Annotated in this window: 17 protein-coding genes; 14 read left to right on the forward strand and 3 right to left on the reverse strand. The window is 41.4% G+C overall.

Going from position 1 to position 16,708, the window contains the following annotated elements; genetic code table 11:
• Window positions 1-25 precede the first annotated feature (25 nt).
• From ACOAOT_RS05665 to ACOAOT_RS05695, 7 genes are all read left to right on the forward strand, one after another.
• Window positions 26-1,051, forward strand: coding sequence for a FecCD family ABC transporter permease (locus tag ACOAOT_RS05665; protein WP_420216094.1), 1,026 nt, complete (start codon window positions 26-28; stop codon window positions 1,049-1,051).
• Window positions 1,048-2,043 carry a FecCD family ABC transporter permease gene (locus tag ACOAOT_RS05670; protein ID WP_420216095.1) on the forward strand — a complete coding sequence of 332 codons (996 nt, stop codon included), beginning with the start codon at window positions 1,048-1,050 and terminating at the stop codon, window positions 2,041-2,043. Before ACOAOT_RS05665 ends, ACOAOT_RS05670 begins: the two co-directional genes overlap by 4 nt.
• A gap of 10 nt (window positions 2,044-2,053) precedes the next feature.
• On the forward strand, window positions 2,054-2,875 hold the full coding sequence (locus tag ACOAOT_RS05675) for an ABC transporter ATP-binding protein (RefSeq protein WP_420216096.1): 822 nt from the start codon (window positions 2,054-2,056) through the stop codon (window positions 2,873-2,875).
• Window positions 2,872-4,593: an ABC transporter ATP-binding protein gene (locus tag ACOAOT_RS05680; RefSeq protein ID WP_420216097.1), complete on the forward strand. Its 1,722-nt coding sequence runs from the start codon at window positions 2,872-2,874 to the stop codon at window positions 4,591-4,593. Before ACOAOT_RS05675 ends, ACOAOT_RS05680 begins: the two co-directional genes overlap by 4 nt.
• A 140-nt stretch (window positions 4,594-4,733) precedes the next feature.
• Window positions 4,734-5,693, forward strand: coding sequence for a helix-turn-helix domain-containing protein (locus tag ACOAOT_RS05685; protein WP_420216098.1), 960 nt, complete (start codon window positions 4,734-4,736; stop codon window positions 5,691-5,693).
• A 139-nt stretch (window positions 5,694-5,832) separates the two neighbouring features.
• Window positions 5,833-6,549 carry an L-2-amino-thiazoline-4-carboxylic acid hydrolase gene (locus ACOAOT_RS05690; protein WP_420216099.1) on the forward strand — a complete coding sequence of 239 codons (717 nt, stop codon included), beginning with the start codon at window positions 5,833-5,835 and terminating at the stop codon, window positions 6,547-6,549.
• Window positions 6,542-7,312, forward strand: coding sequence for a hypothetical protein (locus tag ACOAOT_RS05695; protein ID WP_420216100.1), 771 nt, complete (start codon window positions 6,542-6,544; stop codon window positions 7,310-7,312). The genes ACOAOT_RS05690 and ACOAOT_RS05695 overlap by 8 nt, the downstream gene beginning before the upstream one ends.
• A gap of 92 nt (window positions 7,313-7,404) precedes the next feature.
• On the opposite strand, the gene ACOAOT_RS05700 is transcribed toward ACOAOT_RS05695, so the two are convergent.
• The 3 genes from ACOAOT_RS05700 to ACOAOT_RS05710 form a co-directional block, all read right to left on the reverse strand.
• Entirely contained in the window at window positions 7,405-7,644 is a 240-nt protein-coding gene (locus tag ACOAOT_RS05700) for a hypothetical protein (protein WP_277407013.1), read from the reverse strand.
• 117 nt (window positions 7,645-7,761) lie between these two features.
• Window positions 7,762-8,511 carry an ABC transporter permease gene (locus ACOAOT_RS05705; RefSeq protein ID WP_420216101.1) on the reverse strand — a complete coding sequence of 250 codons (750 nt, stop codon included), beginning with the start codon at window positions 8,509-8,511 and terminating at the stop codon, window positions 7,762-7,764.
• On the reverse strand, window positions 8,504-9,424 hold the full coding sequence (locus ACOAOT_RS05710) for an ABC transporter ATP-binding protein (RefSeq protein WP_491711667.1): 921 nt from the start codon (window positions 9,422-9,424) through the stop codon (window positions 8,504-8,506). Before ACOAOT_RS05710 ends, ACOAOT_RS05705 begins: the two co-directional genes overlap by 8 nt.
• Before the next feature lie 221 nt (window positions 9,425-9,645).
• Here ACOAOT_RS05710 and ACOAOT_RS05715 point away from each other — a divergent pair, with 221 nt between their 5' ends.
• The 7 genes from ACOAOT_RS05715 to ACOAOT_RS05745 all read left to right on the forward strand — a co-directional run bounded on the left by ACOAOT_RS05715 (window position 9,646) and on the right by ACOAOT_RS05745 (window position 16,708).
• The gene (locus ACOAOT_RS05715; protein ID WP_420216103.1) at window positions 9,646-10,281 is read left to right on the forward strand and encodes a TetR/AcrR family transcriptional regulator; all 636 of its coding nucleotides are present in this window, start codon (window positions 9,646-9,648) and stop codon (window positions 10,279-10,281) included.
• A 1-nt stretch (window position 10,282) separates the two neighbouring features.
• On the forward strand, window positions 10,283-11,590 hold the full coding sequence (locus ACOAOT_RS05720) for an MFS transporter (RefSeq protein WP_420216104.1): 1,308 nt from the start codon (window positions 10,283-10,285) through the stop codon (window positions 11,588-11,590).
• Window positions 11,565-13,883 (forward strand): ABC transporter permease, encoded by a 2,319-nt coding sequence (locus ACOAOT_RS05725; RefSeq protein ID WP_420216105.1) that lies wholly within the window; start codon window positions 11,565-11,567, stop codon window positions 13,881-13,883. The genes ACOAOT_RS05720 and ACOAOT_RS05725 overlap by 26 nt, the downstream gene beginning before the upstream one ends.
• A 3-nt stretch (window positions 13,884-13,886) precedes the next feature.
• Window positions 13,887-14,642 carry an ABC transporter ATP-binding protein gene (locus ACOAOT_RS05730; RefSeq protein ID WP_420216106.1) on the forward strand — a complete coding sequence of 252 codons (756 nt, stop codon included), beginning with the start codon at window positions 13,887-13,889 and terminating at the stop codon, window positions 14,640-14,642.
• 95 nt (window positions 14,643-14,737) lie between these two features.
• Window positions 14,738-15,625 carry a hypothetical protein gene (locus tag ACOAOT_RS05735; RefSeq protein ID WP_420216107.1) on the forward strand — a complete coding sequence of 296 codons (888 nt, stop codon included), beginning with the start codon at window positions 14,738-14,740 and terminating at the stop codon, window positions 15,623-15,625.
• Between the two features lie 68 nt (window positions 15,626-15,693).
• Complete coding sequence (locus tag ACOAOT_RS05740) at window positions 15,694-16,155, forward strand: MarR family winged helix-turn-helix transcriptional regulator (protein ID WP_420216109.1); 462 nt, start codon at window positions 15,694-15,696, stop codon at window positions 16,153-16,155.
• Window positions 16,148-16,708, forward strand: coding sequence for a flavodoxin domain-containing protein (locus tag ACOAOT_RS05745; RefSeq protein WP_420216110.1), 561 nt, complete (start codon window positions 16,148-16,150; stop codon window positions 16,706-16,708). The genes ACOAOT_RS05740 and ACOAOT_RS05745 overlap by 8 nt, the downstream gene beginning before the upstream one ends.

Genomic DNA, 16,708 nt, shown 5'->3' on the forward strand with positions numbered 1-16,708 from the left:
TATCACCACGGAAAGGAACGACACCATGAAAAATACCACAACAAAGGGATGGAAGGGTTCCATCAACTTTGCCTTTTACATGGCTCTTGGATTTGGATTTTTATTGATTGTTTCGGCAGCCTCCATTACATTTGGTGCTGCCGACATGAGAATTGCCACTGCATGGGAGGCGGTTTTTCAATTTAATCCTGAATTAACAGAGCATCAGATTATACAGACACTGCGTCTCCCCAGAACTGTGGCGGATTTAATGGTAGGCTGCAGTTTAGCTGTTTGCGGTGCAATCATGCAAGGGACAACCAGAAATCCACTGGCTGACTCCGGACTGATGGGTATTAGTTCGGGGTCAACGTTTGCTATGGCACTTTGTATGGCATTTTTGCCCATGCGGACTTACGGACAGACCATGCTGTTTGCATGTATGGGTGCTGCTGTCACAACGGCAATGACTTATTTTATTGCATCCATGGGAAAAGGAGGAATGACGCCCCAGCGCCTTGTTTTGGCCGGGATTTCAATCTCCATGCTGTTTGGCGCATTCAGCCAGTATATTTCCATCAGATATCATTTGGGACATGCCCTTGCTTATTGGACAGCAGGAGGAACGGCGGGGGCTAAATGGAGTGAGCTGTTAACTGTTTTACCGGCTTTTGGTCTTGGTGTGATTGGAGCCGTTGCAATTTCACCTTCCGTCACAGTGCTCAGCTTAGGGGAAGATGTAGCCACGGGTCTTGGATTAAAAACAAGATTTGTGAAGGGTATCTCTACGATTATTGTGCTCCTGCTTACAGGACTTTCCGTGATTATTGTTGGTCCGGTTGGTTTTGTGGGCTTAATTACTCCTCATATTGTCCGGTATTTTGTGGGAGTAGATTACCGCTATATTATTCCAGCATCAGGACTGTACGGTGCGTTGCTTACAGTTTTTGCGGATCTGGCAGGAAGATTAATCAATAAGCCATACGAAACACCCATAGGCATTATCTTTGCCGTTATTGGTGTTCCTTATTTCCTCTATCTGGCAAGAAAACAAAGGAGGGAATTTGAGTGAAAAAGAAAGGTTTTATTTTGTTGTTTATGACTGTTTTAATGGTGCTGGTTGCGATTATCAGTATTAATTCAGGTAAAATGAACCTTACTCCTGCAGAAGTAATGAGTGTGATTTTAGGAAAAGGTACACCGAAGCAGAACCTGATTATTATGGAATTTCGTCTGCCCCGCATAATACTGGCGGTTTGCGTTGGAATCGGTATGGGAATTTCAGGCTGCATCATGCAGAGTCTGTTAAGAAATGATATGGCAAGCCCGGGCACCTTGGGCATCAGCTCCGGTTCAGGACTCTTTGTATTAATTTTTGTTGTAATTTTTTCTGCGAAGTCCAATTCTTCGGCAATCTTAATGCCTGTATTATCTTTTGTGGGCGGAATGACTGCCGCGGGGTTAATTTTTCTTCTTTCCTACCGAAAGAACAAAGATATTTCCCCTACTGGATTGATTTTAACGGGTGTGGCACTGGGAAGCGGTTATGGTGCGTTAACTACACTGCTTACTCTGAAACTGGATCAAAATCAGATGGAATTTATACAGCGATGGAGTGCAGGCAGCCTGTGGGGAGATGACTGGCGGTATCTGGCGATTTTGGTACCATGGACAGCCATTTTGTGCGCATATGCATTATATAAATCCCATGTGCTGAATATTTTAAACCTTGGAAATGAAACGGCTACAGGTCTGGGCACTGCGGTAAAGCCGGAATTTATCGGCCTGACGGTGGCGGCAGTGGCGCTTTCTTCTGGAAGTGTATCTCTGGGAGGCAATTTCTTCTTTGTAGGCATGATTGCTCCTCATATGGCAAGAAAAATCGTTGGCTCTAACCACAAACTGCTTCTTATAGCGGCTGGGCTGTGCGGAGCCATAATCGTTCTGCTGGCAGATACCATAACAAGAACCATCAGCCTGGGTACGGATGTACCTACGGGCATTGTAATTACAGTGCTCAGCACACCATACTTTTTGTATCTATTGGCAAAAGCAAATAATTAAGGAGTACAGTATGAATAGTATTGCGACACAAAACTTAGACATTGCGTATGACAATGCACTGATTGTTGAGAATCTGGAGATGGCCATCCCTCGTAATAAAATCACGTCAATCATCGGCCCCAACGGATGCGGAAAATCAACGGTGCTAAAGGCGGTAGGGCGCATTTTGAAGCCGAAGAAAGGTATGGTTTATTTAAACGGCGGTGACATTTCCACTTTACCCACAAAAGAGATTGCAAAAAAAATGTCCATTTTACCTCAGACCCCTTCAGCACCTGGTGGATTGACAGTAAGTGAACTTGTTGCCTACGGAAGATTTCCTCATCAAAATGGCTTTGGAAAGTTAACAAAGGAAGATAAAAAAATAGTAGAGTGGGCAATTTCTGCAACAAAGCTTTCTGACCTGGAGCATCGGGAGGTAAATACCCTGTCAGGCGGTCAGCGGCAAAGAGTCTGGATTGCCATGGCTCTTGCCCAGCAGACAGATTTGATTTTACTGGATGAACCTACTACATATCTGGATATGGCTCATCAGCTGGAGGTGCTGGAGCTTTTATACAGCTTAAACCGCAATCAGGGGTGTACCATTGCTATGGTACTTCATGATTTAAACTTAGCAGCGCGTTTTTCTGATTATATGATTGCCATCCGCAGTGGAAAAATCATACAGCACGGGTCACCTAAGGAAGTAATGATTCCTGAGGTTTTAAAAGCGACCTTCTCTATTGATGCAGAGGTTGTGCATGAATCCAGAACGGGAAGACCGGTTTGCCTGACCTACTCGCTGCTGCATCAGGAGGACGTACCAAAGAGGGAGGCGATTTCTCTATGAATATAGCACTGCGGATATTTTGCGAGGCAAAAAAATATCGGGCCTTTCTGGTGTTTGCATTTTTAGCCCTGGTGGTATCTACAGTAGCCGGATTTTATACTCCGTGGGCATTAAGAGAGTTAACCTCTCTTGCAACAGAGGGAAGGGGAGATTTTGGCACAGAAGCCTTACGCATCGGTCTGCTTTTGCTGGGGGCGGCAACGCTGCAGGCGGCGGGTGCATCGGCTGCAGGATATATGAACCATTATGCGGCGCTGCATTATGTGGCGGATTTACGCAAAATGCTTTATGGAAAGCTGCAAAATATGAGCCTGAGTTATTTCCACAAAAGCAGAACTGGCGACCTTACCAGCCGGGTGGTGAATGATACATTAGATGCAGAGGTGCTTTTGGCTCATGTAATTCCTGATTTTATTGTGAATATTCTTACCTTTATCGGGGTCGGCATCCTGCTGTTTACAATTAATGTAAAACTGGCTTTTATGAGCCTGGTTACCATTCCGTTTTTATTAGGCATTACTCTTTGGCAGGGACATCACGTTTCACCCGTATGGAAGGAGAACTCCCGTGTGAGAGGAGCGCTTGCGGGGAAGGTTCAGGACAACCTTTCAGGAATGAAAGAAATACAGATTTTTAATCAGCAGGGTCATGAAGAAACCAGTATTGCCCACCTTGCCATGCTCCACAGCCAGGCCTATCTTCGTGCCAGTTTCTTTTTTGAAACAACATATCCATTGCTGGCATTTGTGACTGCACTGGGCACGGTTATTGTGGTGATTTACGGCGGACATTTAGTAGGCACGGGAGAGGTAAACATTGGCGACATTGTTGGATTTGCCATGTATTTATCTATGTTTTATGGACCAGTGAAAAATTTTTCCGCTCTTGTTGAGCGCGCTGGAGAGGCGGGGGCTGGATGTAAACGTGTTTTTGATGTGTTTGATGAAATTTCAGAGGTGAAAGAAAAAGAAAATGCCATTGAGTTGAAGCGGGTTAAGGGTGAAATCGAGTTAAGAGATCTTACATTTTCCTATCATGAAGATATTCCTGTGATGGAAAATATTAACTTAAAAATACAAACGGGACAGACAGTGGCACTGGTTGGAACCACAGGTGTGGGCAAGAGTACCATTGCAAACCTGATTAACCGTTTTTATGATCCTCAAAACGGTGCGGTTTATATTGATGGAATTGATATTCGTGATGTAACTCTTTCCAGTCTGCGCAATAATATTTCTATGGTATTACAGGATACCTTCTTATTTAACGGCACAGTGTATGAGAATATAGCCTATGGCTGGAAAGGTGCCACGAAAGAAGATGTACTTGCAGCGGCAAAAGCTGCCAATGCCCATGATTTTATTGAAAAAATGGAACATGGTTATGATACAACCATTGGAGAAAGAGGTATCCTGCTCTCTGGGGGGCAAAGACAGAGAATTGCCATTGCCAGGGCTATTTTAAGAGATTCCCCCATCCTGATTTTAGATGAAGCAACCTCTGCCTTAGACACCAAAACAGAAATGGAAATTCAGGCAGCGTTAAACGAAATATCTAAGACCCGTACCACCATTATGATTGCACACAGGCTTTCTACAACCCGGGATGCAGATTTGATTGTGGTGCTTAATGGAACAGGTATTGCGGAAATGGGAAGCCACGATGAACTAATGGAAAGAGGCGGGATATTTGCAAGACTGCATGGTGCCCACGCATAATGAAGGGATAGATGAAATGAGGGAGTTATATATTCCTGGTCAGCCCAATTGGATTTGGTTACCGGGGAACTTCTCAACCTGGCTGAAAAAAATAGTGTACCACAACAGTAAATTTGTTTCCGACAGTAGGAGTAAAAAATATGAATACACATGAAAAATATTTACTTCACTTTACTCAGAATATTAAATCAAATAATGAAATAACAAAATATTTTCTGGATCAGGAAAGATTAAGCGGAACGATTATACGCTGTGAACTTGAAAAAGGTGTGGAAATGCTGTTCTTTGATTATTATTTGAAAGAAGATCAGGAAACAGATGGTTTTGAAAAGAGTAACTTTATGGAGATATTCTATTGCTTAAGGGGAAACGTTGAAATGAAGTACGACACCGGCTCCGCTACTCTTTTGAAAAATATGATTGGTATCTATGACTTTAATACCTGTCCCAATCAAGTAATCCTGCAAAAGGGAAATGTAAAAGGAATCAGCTTACTCCTTGATATCGACCAGGCAGATATTGTAATTAGAAAACACTTAAGCCAGAATACACTTACTATGAAGCAGTTTCAGGAAAGAATCGAGAAGCAAATGCAATTATTCTTTGTTTTTGGCAATGAAAATCTCAGAAGTGTTTTTCTTAGTATAGCTGAGAATCCCTTTGACTATGACAAAGAGTATCTTTTATTAAAGGCTCTGGAACTGGTACTTATCAGCAGCAACAGCATAAAACGGGAGGGGCTGAATGGGACCGCTGGAATAAAAAGAACTGCAGGATATCAGATCTTCGAAAGGGCGGTTACCTTCCTGGAGTACCATATATCCGAGCCCATTATCATACCGGAGCTGGCAAAAGAACTGGGGATAACGGAACGCAGGTTAAACCGATGCTTTATGGATTACGCCGGGCAGACGGCTTATTGCTATCTGAAAGCGTTAAGACTTCAGAAGGGAAAGCAATTGCTGTCACATACAAGCATGACCGTAACGGAAATAGCGGGAGAAGCAGGTTGGCAGAATGCAAGTAAATTTGCGGGAGCATTTAGGACGAAGTACGGGATGACGCCCATTGAATACCGAAAACAAAATAAATTTGTTTAAATTGTATTTTTGGATTCATGAAGGAAGAAATGGAGTTGCAGAAAGAGAAAATGGATTATAAGATAAGTCTGTGGTTAGTTTAAACTAATTACAGACTTTTTTTGATTGTCTATCTTTGAAATGGAAAGGAGGAATGGCAATGGAACTAGAGAACTTAAAAAATTATGGAGTGGAGATGAACCTGATATTCCAAAAGATTCCCCAAAACCACCCAATGGTGGTAAAAGAGGCAAAGGGGACTGCAACAGCCATTATTCGCAGAAAGTTAGGTCTGCCTAAAATGATCGTGATGCTTTTTTACCTTATTAAAGAGAAAAAACGGATCAATGAAATCCCATTTCCAGCAAAACAATCCATGTCTGAGGAAACTGCTGCAATGCTTAAGAATTCTTTTTCTGCCAAAGCAGCCATGTTCTGTGCTTTGGCAAAGGTAACAGATAATATAAGAGCCATGAAGATTATGAAAGAAATCACCAATGCAACAGCTTATCTCTCGGCTATGACCGAACTTCCGGGGCCGGAGGACTTTCTCGCCTGCGGTGACGGGTTCACAGCATTTAAAGATTACATTCTGGAAATGTTTCAGGTAAGCAGGCAAGCAGGTATCCATGAATATGTGATTCTTGAAAATACAGAAGATTGCCTGGAATTTGACATAACCTACTGTGCCATCTATGAATATATGAATAAGATTGCACCGAGAGAGGCCTGCAGAGCAAACTGCTACGGTGATGACATTCTGTTTCCAAAGTTATGTCCACAATTAGGAACCTGCTTTAAGCGGAAGGGAAATATGGCAGAAGGTTATGCCTGCTGCAACACAAGATTTGAAAGGATGGGAGACATGCATGAATAAGGACAAAAATCAACCACAAAAAGAGCTGAAATCTCTGGAAGAGAGCTATTTTGCAGCTCTAAGCTTAAAAGTGGAGAAAGCTCAGCAAAAGGAATTTAAACAGGAAATAAAGGAGAACCTTAACATAGCGCTTAAGGAATTAAAGCAGAAAGGGGCTATAAAAGAAGTATCTGTATACAGCCATAAGAAAGCTGCCGAAAAACATGGGGATTTTCCTTTATGGGATTATATGGTGCTGATTCAATTAAAGGATAAACAAACAGAAGCGGATTTGCTGCCGAAGATTAGAACGCTTAAACTTTCTTTTGTTCCTGAAATCATAAGAATGGAGCTGCTGGTCACAACGCCCAACAGTACCTATCCTATTCCTGGAGAGGGGGCAAAAAAAAGACGTATAAAACCATTTTACGCCGTGGAGTATGTGGACGTTAAGAGGAACTATCTGGATGAATTCCGGCAGATTATGGTGGAGAAAAATGGACCAGCCATGAGGTATATTATGGAACAGGCAAAATGGTGTCATAATTTCTATGCACTTGAGACAGTAGAGGTATTTTATCACAATCCCCAATATCCCACCTGGAATCAGGTACATGTAATCGGGTTGTATCCTGAAGCCGTAATTCGGTATAAGAGGGATTTTTCAATGGGATTGAAACTAGCAAAGCCGATTTCTTTTGAAGAAAACTTCGCCAGGCTAAAGGAAATTAGAATCATGCGGTATAAGTCCATTGGAGGGAAACTGACCATTTTCATGCAGTAAAATACTTGCATTAAAATATCTGGGCGATTCATCACATAATATCACCCCCAAGTAAGTTTTGTATTCTCCTGCTTGGGGGTATGTTTTTGTGTTTATTTCCAATCCGAAAGCCAGGTTTTGTCATTTGCAACTGCGGTTACAACTTCCTCGCCGGATTTAAAATTATCAAAAGTTCCTTTGTCAATTTCGTTTATAACTTTACTTAACAGTTTTTCATAATACGCTTCCGGAGTGACTTCGGTTGTTGTCTGATGGAAATGCTGCTGGGATTCCGATGAGGCTATTCTTGCGTATTCATCTTTTACCTGGGCTATCAGTTTATCATGATTCATTTTTTTGCTCCTCTGTTTAAAATTGATTTTTATTACTTGCCATTAATAAAATTATTATTTGCAGGTAATGGGAAATTATTCGACCTGCTAACCATTACCGAAATCCATATTAAAATTTCATTTCAGATCCTCCGTTTTTAAATGGTAAAAAGTTAAAATAAACCCAGTAGCAGACAGCAAGAGAACAATTATTATAGATAGAGCAGTGATATAAACGTTGCTGCTGATTTTACCCTGCACCAGAAAAAAGACAGCTGTCCACGGATAGAAAGCTCCCCAATCATGATTTGCCAGAGCAGCGCTGCCCATTACGATAACGGCTGAACCAATGACAGGAGTCACAAATCCCTTCGTTTTTTCTGCTGCGAATGCAAAAGGGGAGATTGTCAGAAACATTAAGACCCCTCCCAATAAATACTTTGGAAGCCATACGATTGCTGCAGAAAAACTGTATTGATCCAGCGTAAAGACAATGTGATACAATCCGCAGATCATAAAAATTCCGGCCCAGGTCACAAAGTTAAGAGCCAGAATCCAAAGCAGTAAGGCAAAAAACTTTCCTATCAGTAGTTTTGATCTGGAAACAGGGATGGGAATTATGGTTTTCAACGTATTTTCTAAATATTCCCTGCTGAATAAAAATGCAGTAATTGCCACATAAATCATCATATTTGTAAGAAGCATGGAATACAGTACACTGCTTTTATAGATGTCAGCTAAGGTGAAAGCCAGCTCTGGTTTGTCAAAATGTGTTTGCACAGCCTCTAACAGCATTAACATTGGAGTTGAAAGTACCCCGATTATACTGATTGGTATTATTTTTGACCGCTTTAATTTCAGCAGTTCACAGAAAATAAGATTAAGCAATTCCACCACCTCCTATTAATTTAGAAAAGTATTCTTCCAGGTTCTCTTCACAGGGATTTATTTTTGTGACAATTATACCGTTTAAAACAAAATCACGATTCATATCTCCGACAATATGATTGGGACCATAAACTCTCAGCGTATTATCCTGTATCGTATAATTTGTATGGGGATAGTGGTCTTTTATTATCTTTACTGCCAGTTGCCCATCCGATAATTCGAATTCCGTATACGTTTGGTTTCTGTTTCGCAACTCTGTCATATTAACTTCTTCTATCAGTCGTCCCTGATGCATAACTCCAATAATATCTGCAATTTGTTCAATCTCACTTAAAACATGACTGGAAATAAATACGGTAGTACCGCTGTCACGAGTAAGTTTAGTTAGAAAGGTCCGGATTTCCCATATTCCAATTGGATCAAGCCCATTAATCGGTTCATCCAGTATAAGCAGCTTTGGCTTGTGCATAATAGCAGCAGCGATGCCTAGCCGCTGTTTCATACCAAGGGAATAATCGGAAAATATCTTTCTTTTTTCCTTATTAAGCCCTACCATTTCAAGGGCGTCTGGGACTGCATTTTTGCAGAATTGTCCCCGTAATCTGGCGAGGATCTCCAAATTTTCTTCTCCTGTTAAATTACCGTAAAAACCAGGTGTTTCAATAATAGAACCAATATTCCGATAAAGGGCTGCAGAATTGTCCCTGCATTCTTTTCCAAATAGCCGAATGGAGCCACTCGTTGGAAAAACCAACTGTAACATCATTCTCATTGCTGTGGTTTTGCCTGCTCCGTTTCTGCCAAGCAGTCCATAAACGTTCCCTTTTGGCACATGAAAGTTAACCTGATTTACGACCACATTTGTCCCATACCGTTTCGTAAGATGATCCGTTTCAATTATATATTTCATAATAATGATTCCCTTCTGTGTTTTTTTCTGTGTTCACCTGACAAATCAATTATGGGATCCAATGTTTGAAATGCCAAGAAATCTGCTGTCACATCAGGGAAAAGCTATGACACTTATCGTGTCAGGAGCTTAACAATAGATAAATTGGTAGAAGGCAGCTTGACAATCAGCAAAAAATATATTATCTTATAGACAGACAGTCGGTCTATAAGGAGGGTAATTTGATGAGAATAATAAAAGATGCAGATCAACGAAAAAATGAAATACTGGATGCAGCTGAAACGTTGTTTACCCTGAAGGGGTTTGACAAAACAAGCACAAATGAAATTCTGGAAGCAGTGGGGATTGCCCGTGGAACACTGTATTACCATTTTAAATCAAAAGAGGACATCATGGACGCTTTGATTGAACGGCATACCAGCCGTTTACTAAAGGCGGCAAAGGAAATAGCCGAAGACAAAAGCAAACCAGTTTATGACCGTATCATTCAATCAGTCAGGGCTCTCAAGATGAATCAGAGCGGCAATGAAGTACTTGAGCACATTCACAGGCCACAGAATGCTCTGATGCATCAAAAAGTACAAAAAACAATATTAAATGGGCTACCCCCCATTCTTTCCGGTATTATCTGTGAAGGAATTGAGGATAATCTGTTTCATACACCCTACCCATATGAATGTGTTGAGATGCTGGTGGTTTATGCCAGTACGGTGTTTGATGGAGACATGTTAGACATTAGTCAACCGGAATATGCTTCCCGTGTGAAGGCTCTTATTTTCAATGTGGAACGTCTGCTGGGCGTTGAAAGCGGTACCTTATTATTTGCATCACAAATTTTTGAAAAAGAAACGGAGGGATAAGATGAATCGTACATCAAAACCATTTGGAAAGTTTCTGCTTCTTTGGTCTGGAGAACTTATTTCAGCAATAGGCGGAGGACTTACCTCTTTTGGTTTAGGCGTTTATGTTTATCAGCAGTCTGGAATGGCATCTCATGTTTCTTTCGTCATGTTGCTGGCTTTTCTGCCTTCCCTGCTGCTTAGTGCACCGGCAGGGGTACTGGCTGACCATTATGATCGAAGGATTCTGATGATACTTGGAGACAGTCTTTCTGCAATCGGCCCTTTGTTTATTCTCTTTGTCCTTTGGGATGGGCAGGCGGCATTTTGGCAGATCTGCGTAGGAGTGACCATTAGTTCAGTATTTTCTTCCTTGTTAGAGCCAGCCTACCGGGCTACCGTGACTGATTTGCTGACAGAGGAACAGTATACAAAAGCCAGCGGTTTCGTTCAGCTTGCCGGTTCTGCAAAATACCTGATTTCGCCTGTATTGGCTGGACTTTTGCTGAAAGTATGGGATATCAGGCTGCTGCTGATTCTTGATATCTGCACCTTTTTTGTAACGGTTACGGCAACACTGGCTGTGCGGAAGGGGCTGACAGCAAAGCCTCAGGCGGAAAATGCTTCTTTTGCATCCAGCTTTAGAGAAGGCTGGAGAGCCATTGCCCGAAACAAAGGTGTACTGACACTGGTTTTGGTGGGAGCTGTCATAACCTTATGCCTTGGCTTTATCCAGACACTTGCTTCCCCTATGATTTTAAGTTTTTCCGACAGCGGGGCTTTGGGCTCTGTTCAGTCTTTGGCAGCGATTGGTCTTTTGGTAACAAGTCTTTTGCTGGGTGTCTTTTCAATAAAAAAGGATTACGTGAAAATTTTATGCGGATCACTGTTTTGTGCAGGTGTGTTTATGGCACTGTTTGGATTCCGTGAGAATCTCATCCTGATCACTGCGGCTGGATTTTTATTTTTTTCCATGCTGCCTTTTGCCAATATGAGTATTGATTATTTACTTCGAACCAACATTGATAACGAATTTCAAGGTCGTGCATGGGGTCTTGTAGGACTGATCTCCCAATTAGGTTACGTGTTTGCTTACGGATTTTCGGGGCTTCTTGCAGACCATCTCTTTACTCCACTGCTGCTGGAGAATGGAAAACTATCCAAAAGCGTCGGCGGTGTTCTTGGTACTGGAAAAGGAAGAGGATCGGGATTCCTTATCGTAATAGCGGGTATTTTATTATGTATCGCGTCCGTTATGTTATATCAGTTTCAATCAATTCAAAGACTTGAAAAAGGAGATGGCGATGTTCAGACGAATCATCTGGAATGATTTGAGAAAAAGCCCCACGATTTCAGCCATTATGCTGCTATTTATCACCGCAGCAGCTGTGCTGATTTCTTTAGCAGTAACTTTGGGATTACAGCTTGCAGGATCTGTTGATTTGCTTATGGTACAGGCAAAAACTCCCCATTTCTTACAGATGCATACAGGGGAGATTAATATTCCGAGGCTGGAGCATTTCGCGCAGGAAAACGGGGCTGTCAGGAAATTTCAGGTAATGGAGTTCCTGAATATAGATGGGGCAGAAATTAAAATAGGAGATAGTACCCTTGAGGACAGTGTTCAGGATAACGGTCTTACCACCCAAAGCAAGTCTTTTGATTACCTTCTCAATCTGGACGGAGAAATTATCCGGCCGGCAGACGGAGAGATTTACGTTCCTCTGGCTTACGCAAAGAAAGGTAATGAGCTGTTAGGAAAGAATGTTATCGTTGCAGGTAAAACATTTACGGTTGCAGGCTTTCTTCGTGATTCTCAGATGAATTCTCCGCTGGCATCTTCCAAGCGGTTTTTAGTAAGCGATCACGATTATGAAGCTATGAAAAGCAAGGGAACTGTTGAGTACATGATTGAGTTCCGGCTAAAGAGCCTGTCCGAACTTAACGCATTTGAAGCAGAATATATTGGTGCAGGGCTGGAATCCAATGGACCAACAGTGACCTATCCCCTTTTTCGTATGATAAATGCCGTATCCGATGGCTTGATGATTGCTGTGCTTTTGCTGATTAGTATATTAGCTGTGCTGATTGCCTTTTTATGTATCCGTTTTACACTGATCGCAAGAATAGAAGAGGATGCCCGTGAAATCGGCATTATGAAGGCCATTGGGCTGCGTATTTCCGATATGAAAAAGCTTTATCTGGGAAAATATGCTGTAATCGCTGGGGCAGGCAGTGGGATCGGCTGGGGATTATCAGCTGTACTGGAAGAACGTGTAATTAGGAATATCCGTCTCACCATGGGAGAGAGCGCAACCGCAGCTTCTGCCAGAATGTGGGGCGCAGCTGCAGTCTTTTTCGTGTTTGTTGCTGTGATCGCCTATGTAAACCATGTACTCAACCGTTTTCAAAAGATACCGGCAGCACAGGCAATCCGGTTTGGTACTGTTGTGGAAAGTGGCACAGGTTTAAAACGAATGAAGCTGAGGAAAAACAGGCTGGTAAATACCAATGTATTTCTGGGAATTAAGGACGTTATATCAAGAAAAAGACTTTATATGACCATGTTATCCGTAGTAATAGTTTCAACTTTTATCATGCTGATTCCTCAGAATCTATACAGTACAATTTCTTCCCCGGGCTTTACCAGCTATATGGGTATCGGCAGATCTGATATTCTGTTCCGTGTTCAGCAGACCGATCAGATGAGTGAAAAGATAACGGCAATAAAGAAAACCCTTGAAACAGATGAAGCTGTTACAAAATATGTGGTGCACGCCACAAAACGATTTACCATACAGTGGAAAAATGGCAAAAGTGAAACAATCAAAGTTGATTTAGGTGACCACTCAGCGTTTCCTGTTTATTATGTCAAAGGAGAGTCGCCACAGGCAGAGAATGAAATCGCCCTTTCTGTAATGAATGCCAGGGAATTGGAAAAAAAGATTGGAGATACTCTTGTTTTGACAAACGAAGGCAGGGAGAGAATCCTGAAAGTTTGCGGCATCTATTCCGACATTACCAATGGAGGGAAAACAGCAAAGGCAACATTTAGTGAAAAAAGCGGTGATGTGATGTGGTATACGGCTTATGTAAAGTTAAAAGATAATAGCTTAAGTACTGCAAAAGCAACCGAATACACAAAGCAGTTTTCCTTTGCAAAAGTCGCGGATATTGATAGTTATATAGCCCAAACCTTTGGCCCCACTATTGATTCCATTAAAAAAATCTCTGTAGCAGCCATGATTGCCGCACTGCTCATGACAACATTAGTGACGCTTCTTATGATGAAAATGCTGATTGCAAAAGAACGTCATACCATTGCTGTCATCAAATCTCTGGGTTTTACAAACAGAGACATTATGATGCAGTTTATTTCCCGCTTTGCATTGGTGCTGTTTATGGGAACTCTGGCGGGTACAATACTTGCCAATACACTTGGAGAGGTGCTTGCTGGTGCCGTTATTGCATCGTTTGGAGCATCCACATTTAAATTTGTTGTGAATCCTGTTTCTGCTTACCTGATTTCCCCGCTTGCAATGGGCTGCGCAGTTGTGCTTGCTGTTGCGCTTGGGACGACTGGGATAGAAAATATTCAGGTTTCAGCACACATAAAGGAGTAGTCAATGAAAACATTGGTGATGGGAAATGAGATTGTCAAAATGTTTGGTCAGGGAGATGAAAGACAAACGGTTTTGAAAAACGTATCTGTCCAGATTGAAAAGGGAGAATTTGTCGCAATAATGGGCCCTTCCGGATCAGGGAAATCCACCCTGCTTTTTGCTCTCAGCGGAATGGAAGCCATTGACGGAGGAACCGTCACTTTTAACGGGCAAAACCTGTCCCAGCTTTCAGAAGACCAGCTTTCCAAGCTAAGGCAGACTGGCATGGGATTTGTCTTTCAACAGCCTACCCTGCTTAAAAATTTAGATATTCTTGATAATATTTTGCTTCCTGCATTGCGGAGCAGTCACAAAGATGTTGCAGCACTTACTGAAAAAGCAGAGAGGCTGATGCGGAAAATGGGAATTGAGGAACTGAAAAGGCGCAGCATTACGGAAGTATCAGGCGGGCAGTTACAGCGGGCAGGCATCTGCCGAGCCCTTCTAATGACACCTGAGATACTATTTTGTGATGAACCTACCGGTGCACTTAACAGCAAGTCTGCCAATGAAACAATGAAGCTTTTTTCTCAGATTAATGCTGATGGAGTAGCCCTTTTAATTGTTACTCATGATGCCAAAGTGGCTGCAAATGCTGAGCGTGTATTATTTATGCGGGATGGCAGCATTGTTGAAGAATTGCGCCTTTCAAAAACGGGTCACAGTGTAGAGGAAAATATAAAAAGAGTTGCACAGCGTCTGGAATACCTGGAAATATAGGTGTTTTAGCACAGGCAGACTGTCCGGCCACAAGGCTTTCCAAATCAGTAATTAGAATACAGTTCGGTTTAATAGAAAAAAGGAGGTTTCTCCCTGTGATTGATGATAAATCATGCGAAGTAGAAATAAAGAACAATTTACATTTCGTTTCTATAGAAGGAAACTGGGATAAAGACATACAAGATAAAAGAATTGCTCATGCAGCAAAGATTTTGATGGAGGATGAGTTTTCTCTTGCTATTGCATCGGCCACCTGTGCTCCACCATCCTACACCTCTTTTTTTAAAGGGCGGCTGGGGGAATATACGAAAGAAATGCTAATAAATAAATACGGTATTCCGGCAATGAGAATCATTCCTGCATATCGATTTCCTTATGGTTCCACCTATACAATTATTGACGCTTTCACAAATGCTGCAGTTATAGGCTGGGTGAGCTGTGGTCTGAAGAGAAGAAATAGGGAGATCAATGTTTTGTTTGAACCAAGTACTTCGGATTTTCATGGCTTAAGAGTTGAAACCCTAAATAATCGTGCCTGTCAATATCTTCGTAATTTTAAAGTTAATATGGAGATTTTATGTACAAATAAACTTCCGTTGCCGATCCTTAAAAAGGATTATCAGGAAGAAGCAGCAAGATTATCTGAAATGCAATCAACAAAAGGCTTAATCCATACTGGAGAATGGCTGGATAATGGAAAAACGAGAAGCTTTGATGACTTAAATAACATGAAACATGATTTATTTGAAACATTTAGATCTGTGTTTCAAATTTCATTTTCTGATATGGATAATTATATGCTGTCTGATTTTGGAAGAGTAATTTTCACTTTACTGTGGAATCAAATGGCAAATAATCAAAAGTTATCAGATCAGGATTTTAAGAACGTTTGCGCATTTGTCAGGTCCTGGTTTGGGGTTGATCTATCAGAAACTGAGATACAGACCATCAAAAAAATGGTTATGATAAGAAATTTTCATTGACAGCAGCTGTAGATAGGTAATATAATACCTAAATATAGATAATATATTACCTATTAGGAGGCATGTTAATGTACGATTTTGAAAATATGGATAAAAGACTGATTGTATTTGGGTATTTGTTCCGAATTGCCAATCGTCTGCAAAGCAAGATGGATTCCCAGATGAAAGACCTGACTGCGAAACAATGGTTTGTAATTCTTGTATTGGGACTATTTGATCAGCCACCTACCTTAAAGCAACTTGCGGCAGCATGTGATACCTCTCACCAGAATACAAAGCAGCTTGTTATGAAACTGGCCGAAAAAGGTTTTGTGACTATTTATAATGATGAAATGGATGGCAGGGCCATGCGGATAGCCGCAACCGATCAGTGCCAGCAATGGGATAAAGACAATGAAATGATTGCAACAAAGTTCATGGCTGGAATGTTTTCTGGCATGCGCACGGATGAGATCACTGGTTTAAGTAGTTCACTGATAACAATATTTGAGAACCTGGGTAAGATAAACGGAGGGAAAGCAGATGTCTAAAAAAATTATAGTCATATATACTTCAAAATATGGCTCTACCAGCCAATATGCCCAATGGATTGCGGAGGAATTAAATGCAGATTTATTTCCCGCCAGAACGGTGGATCCGAAAGATCTGAGTAAATATGATATTGTTATCTATGGAGGCGGTTTGTATGCAGGCGGTATTGCAGGAGTAAAACTGGTTACTCAAAATCCCTGCAAGAATCTTATCGTGTTTACTGTGGGATTAGCGGATCCCCTTACAACGGATTATAGTCCGATTATAAATAAAAACTTTTCGCCACAGCTTTTGAAAAACACGAAGTTATTTCATTTACGGGGAGGAATAGACTATAAAAAGCTGGGACCAGTTCATAAAACGATGATGGCCATGATGAAAAACATGATTCAAAAAAAGCCTGATTATGAAAGGAATGGAGAGGACAAAGAATTTCTGGATACTTATAACTCAAAAGTAAATTTTGAGAATAAGCAAAGCATAGATTCGTTAATTGCTTATGTAAATGGCATATGTACTGATAATAATAGAATGGAAAGTGCCGCTCAATAA

It is taken from the genome of Lacrimispora struthionigena (assembly GCF_048627165.1).
Lineage (GTDB): Bacteria > Bacillota > Clostridia > Lachnospirales > Lachnospiraceae > Lacrimispora.